5 protein-coding genes are annotated in these 4875 nt (G+C 70.4%); all 5 read right to left on the minus strand.

The window, feature by feature from the left end:
* Positions 1–74: 74 nt before the first annotated feature.
* A complete protein-coding gene (locus tag D588_RS0100440; protein ID WP_026143208.1) occupies positions 75–2075 on the minus strand; it encodes a hypothetical protein in 2001 nt (666 codons plus the stop codon).
* On the minus strand, positions 2072–2752 hold the full coding sequence (locus D588_RS0100445) for a DUF1449 family protein (protein WP_017912820.1): 681 nt from the start codon (positions 2750–2752) through the stop codon (positions 2072–2074). The genes D588_RS0100440 and D588_RS0100445 overlap by 4 nt, the downstream gene beginning before the upstream one ends.
* Positions 2753–2978: 226 nt before the next feature.
* Positions 2979–3641 (minus strand): phosphoribosylanthranilate isomerase, encoded by a 663-nt coding sequence (locus D588_RS0100450; protein WP_010342993.1) that lies wholly within the window; start codon positions 3639–3641, stop codon positions 2979–2981.
* The gene (gene truA / locus D588_RS0100455; protein WP_026143209.1) at positions 3638–4411 is read right to left on the minus strand and encodes a tRNA pseudouridine(38-40) synthase TruA; all 774 of its coding nucleotides are present in this window, start codon (positions 4409–4411) and stop codon (positions 3638–3640) included. Before truA ends, D588_RS0100450 begins: the two co-directional genes overlap by 4 nt.
* Positions 4412–4631: 220 nt before the next feature.
* A partial coding sequence (locus tag D588_RS23710; RefSeq protein WP_043082866.1) for a FimV/HubP family polar landmark protein occupies positions 4632–4875 on the minus strand: 244 nt, incomplete at its 5' end.

Below are 4875 nucleotides of genomic sequence, written 5' to 3' on the forward strand. Positions count from 1 at the left end.
CCCCGCCACGGGTTGCGACGACGCGCCACCGTCGCCGGCCGCGCGCCGCCTGCGCACTCAGTCCAGTGCCGCGCTCAAGGCTCGGCGACGGGCAGTTGGCCAGCCGCGTCCGGCGCCAGCCGCGACGGCGCCGCCGCGCCGCGCTGCACGCCGAGATAGCGCTGCATCAGATCCTGCACGATCGGGCTCTTGTCGGCCAGGCCTTCGATCGACTTGCCGAGCGAGACCGCCTTGATGAGGTTGTCGAACATGCCGCCGTCGCCGCCGACCAGGTCGATGTCGGCATTGCGCAGGGCGCTGGCGATGACCTCGGCGTTCTCCTTGGACACTTCCTTGCCGGCCTCGATCGACGCCAGCGCCTGCTTGAGGCTGTTGTCGAGCAGCATCCGGAATTCCTCGTGGCCGCGCGCGCTGTCGCTGAGCGCGCCGATCGCCTCGAACTTGCGGGTCAGGCCGTCGGCCTCGGCCAACAGGCGCTTCTCCACCACCACCGCCTCGGCCATGCCGATCGACTCGGCGGCGCTGGCCTTGGCCTTGCCCATCTGCTCTTCGCCCTGCGCCTTGGCCTGCAGCGTCTCGGCCAGCACGCGCGCCTCGTTGCTGCCCTGCTTGAGGCTGGCATCGGCCTTGGCCTCGATCACCCGCGCCTCGGCGATACCGACCTTCTCGATCGCCAGTGCCGAGGCTTCCTTGACCTGCGCGTCGGCCAGACCGGGCGCGGCCTTCTCGGCGCGGATGCCGTCGGCGAGCAGCTTCTTGGCTTCGGCCTGCTTGCCGGCGGCCTCGTGTTCGGCCTGCGCCAGGGTGGTCAGTTCGACCGCGCGGTGCTTGGCCGCGGTCTCGCGCGCCTGCGCGTCCTTGACCTGGCGCACCAGCAGTTCCTGCGCCTTGGCCTCCGCTTCCAGGATCGTGACCTGCTTGAGCCGGTCGGCCTCGGCGACCTGGCGCACTTCCTTGATCCGCTCCTCTTCCTGCGCCACGGTCTTGTCGATGGCGATGCGCTCGCGGGTGATGTTGGCTACGTCCATCTTGCCGTTCTCGACCACCTTGTCGCGCTCCACGCCCTGCAGCTGCACCTCGCGATCGGTGGTGACCTGCTCCAGCTGGCGCGCGCGCGCGACCCGCTCGACCTCGATGGCCACAGCGCGCTGGCGGTTCTGTTCGGCCACCTCGACCTCGCGCAGGCGGTTCTGCTCGCGGATGTCGATCAGCTGCTGCGCCTCGATGCGCGCGTTCTCCGCCAACTGGCGCTGCTCCTCCTGCACCTTCAGCGTCTCGGCCTGCTCGCGCGCGCGGATCGTGTCGACCTCGCGCTTCTGCCGCGCCTCGGCCTCGGCCTGCTGCCGCTCCAGCGCCAGCATCGCCTCGCGCGCCTCCACGTTCTTCTTGGTGATCGCCAGCTTCGCGTTCTGCTCCAGCTCGTTGGTGACCACGTTCTGGGTGCCGGTGAGCTCGGTGATCTTGCGGATGCCCTCGGCGTCGAGGATGTTGTGCGGATCCAGCAGCGCCTTGGGCGTCTGCTCCAGGTAGTCGATCGCCACGTCCTCGAGCACGTAGCCGTTGAGGTCGTTGCCGATCACCGCGATGATCTCGTCGCGGAACTCCTGGCGCTTCTCGAACAGCTCGGTGAACTCGAACTTCTTGCCCACCGTCTTGAGCGCCTCGGAGAACTTGGCGTTGAACAGTTCGTCGACCGCGTCCTTGTCCGAGGCGCGGTCGGCGCCGATCGCCTTGGCCACGCGCAGCACGTCGGCCTGGGTCTCGTTGACCCGCAGGTAGAACGCCACGGCGATGTCGGCGCGCATGTTGTCGCGGCAGATCAGCCCTTCCTTGCCGCGGCGGTCGACCTGAAGGGTGATCAGGCTGATCCGCATCAGCTCGGCGCGGTACAGCACCGGCACGATCAACGCGCCGGTGAAGTGCACCTTGGGCGTGGCGCTCATGTCGTTGACGATCAGCGCTACGCCCTGATCCACCTTGCGGTAGAACGCGCGGAACAGGCCGGCCAGCCCCAGCAGCAGCACCAGCAGGATGCCGACGCCGATCAGAAACGGCGCCATCGTCGCAAAACTCATCGGTGGATCTCCTTATCGCCCGCAATCAGGCTGTGTGGAAACGGCAAACCCGGCAGATCCTGCTCGCGGGCGATCAGATAGTGGTTGTGCGCCTGCACGTAGTCGACCAGCACCACGCGCTCGCCGCGCGGATAGACCTGGCCGGCCTGGGCACGCACCTGCAGGACCAGGCCGGCGCCGCCATCGTCGACGGTGGCGTAGCCGGAGTCCGCGTCGGCACGCGGCGAGGCGACGACGCCGACCTTGCCGAGCAACGACGTCTGCGCCACCGGCCGCAGCCGCAGCAACAGCCGGCGCAGCGGCCGCAGCATCCAGGAGGTCAGCGGCAGCGCAGGCAGCAGGGCCAACAGCGCCACGCCGCTGCCGATGCCCCAGCGCAGGCCGGCCGGCAGGGACTGCAGCAGGAACAGATGGACGAAATAGGTGCCGAGCCAACCCCAGAACGACAGCAGCGCCACCACCAGCATCACCGGCGCACCGCCCAGGCCCAGCCGCGCGAAGACGGCGGACACGCCGTGCAGGCCATGGTCGGCGCCGTCGACATGCAGATGCCCGTCGGGCGCGGCATGGTCGCCGATGCCGAAGGCGGCCAGCGCCCAGTAGAGCGCGGAAAATGCCAACAGGATGCTGTACGGCAACGTCGGAAATCCCAGTGCGACGTTCAGGAACTCGGCCATCCCCTCATCCTTGCTGTGCCGTGACGGCGCGTCCCATCATGGGCACGCGTCATCCCGCCGGCCTGCGCGCACGGCACGCGGCGGACCGCCGGCAGGTTCTAGAGCCGGATGATACGTGAAAGTCGCGGCGGTTGGCCCGCGACGCGGGCCGAAGCGGCGGCACCTGCAGCGGCCGGCGCCGGCCCGGACCCGGCTGCTCCCGGCGGCGCGTGCCAGCCGGCCGCGCTCAGCAGTTGGTATTCAACTCGTGGCAGTCGGCGCGGCGCACTTCCTCGACGAACTTGCGCATCTTGTGGCCGTCCTTGATCCCGGGCTGGCTCTCGATGCCGCTAGACACGTCCACGCCCCACGGCAGGGTGCCGATGATCGCGTCGAACACGTTGTCGCCATTGATGCCGCCGGCGAGCAGGAACGGCCGATGCAGGCCGGTCGGCAGCCGCGACCAGTCGAAGGTCTTGCCCGAACCGCCGCTTTCGCCGGGCGCGTGGCTGTCGAACAGGAAGCCGGCCGCGTTGGGGTACTGCAGCTGCAGGGTGCGCGCATTCACCTCGCCGCCGCCCATCGGCACCGCCTTCAGGTACGGCAGGTTGAAGCTGCGACAGAAGCCGTCGTCCTCGTCGCCATGGAACTGCAGCAGGGTCGGACGCACCGTGCGCAGCACCTCGCGCACCTCGTCCTTGGGGTTGTCGCGGAACAGCGCCACCACGTCCACCATCGGCGCGGCGGCCTGGCGCATGGCCCGCGCCTCGGCCGGCGCCACCCGCCGCGGGCTGCCATGGGCGAACACGAACCCGATCGAATCCACGCCCAACTCGCCTGCCAGACGGATGTCGCCGGCGCGGGTCATGCCGCAGAACTTGATGCGGGTGCGATACAGCGTGCGATTCATAGCGTGACCTCGTCCGGAAGCGTCCAGTGGGCGGGATAGAGGGGACCGACGAACACCAGGCCCTGCGGCGGCGCCGTCGGACCAGCGACGCGGCGGTCGCGTCCCGCGAGCAGTTCGCCAATCCAGGACACCGGCTTTTCGCCCGTTCCCACCATGACAAGGGAACCAACGATATTGCGCACCATGTGATGAAGGAATGCATTGGCCTGGACCTGGATCTCGACCAGCTCGCCGCTGCGGGTCACCGCGATCGACTGCAGCTCGCGGCGCGCGTGCAGGGCCTGGCACTGCACGCTGCGGAAGGCGCTGAAGTCCTGCTCGCCCAGCAGCGCCTGCGCCGCCGCGTGCATGACCTCGGCCTGCAGCGGCCGCCGCTCCCAGCTCAGGGTCTGCCGGTACAGCGCCGGGCGCACCTGGCGGTTGAGCAGGCGGTAGCGGTAGCGGCGTGCGCGGGCGGAGAAGCGCGCGTGGAAGTCGTCGGCCACCGGCACGCACCAGCGCACGCACACCGAGGGCGGCAGCCGCGCGGTGGCGCCCAGCATCCAGCCGCGCGCCGGGCGCGGCGCATCGCAATCGAAATGCACCACCTGGCACTCGCCGTGCACGCCGGCATCGGTGCGGCCGGCGCAGACCACGCTGACCGGGGCGTCGGCCACCGACGACAGCGCCGCCTGCAGCGTGGCCTGCACGCTGGGGCCGCCGCTCTCGCCGAGCTGCTGCCAGCCCTGGAACTCGCTGCCGTCGTACTCCACGCCTAGCGCGTAGCGCATGGCGACCTCCACTGCAGTGCAGCATCGACATCGGCGCGCGCTGCGGCCGACGCGCGCAGGGACCAACACGGGGCGCCTGCAACGCCGCCGCGGCAGTGCCTCTGCCCGATCGGGAGCGCGCGCTTGGCGCGCGCCCGTCGCCGATGCGCAAAATGCCGCTGGGCCGTCCCGATCCAGGCCGGACGGCCGCGGCGAGCGCGCCGCGCGCCGCCTGCCACCATCAGTCCAGCCGTCCCAGCAATTGCAGCGCTTCGGCGCGTGCGGCCGGATCGCCACTGGCCGCGACCTCGGTCAGCAGGGTACGTGCCGTCTCGTTGTCGCCCAGATCCATGTACGCCACCGCCAGTTCCAACCGCTCGCGGCCCGCCGGCGGATACGGCGACGGTGCTTCGGCCGGGGCCGGGGCCGGCGCGGCAGGCTGATGCCAGGTCGGCTCCTGCCGGCCGCCGCCGGCATCGGTGTCG

The organism is Xanthomonas sp. SHU 308, from assembly GCF_000364645.1.
GTDB classification, from domain to species: Bacteria; Pseudomonadota; Gammaproteobacteria; order Xanthomonadales; family Xanthomonadaceae; genus Xanthomonas_A; species Xanthomonas_A sontii.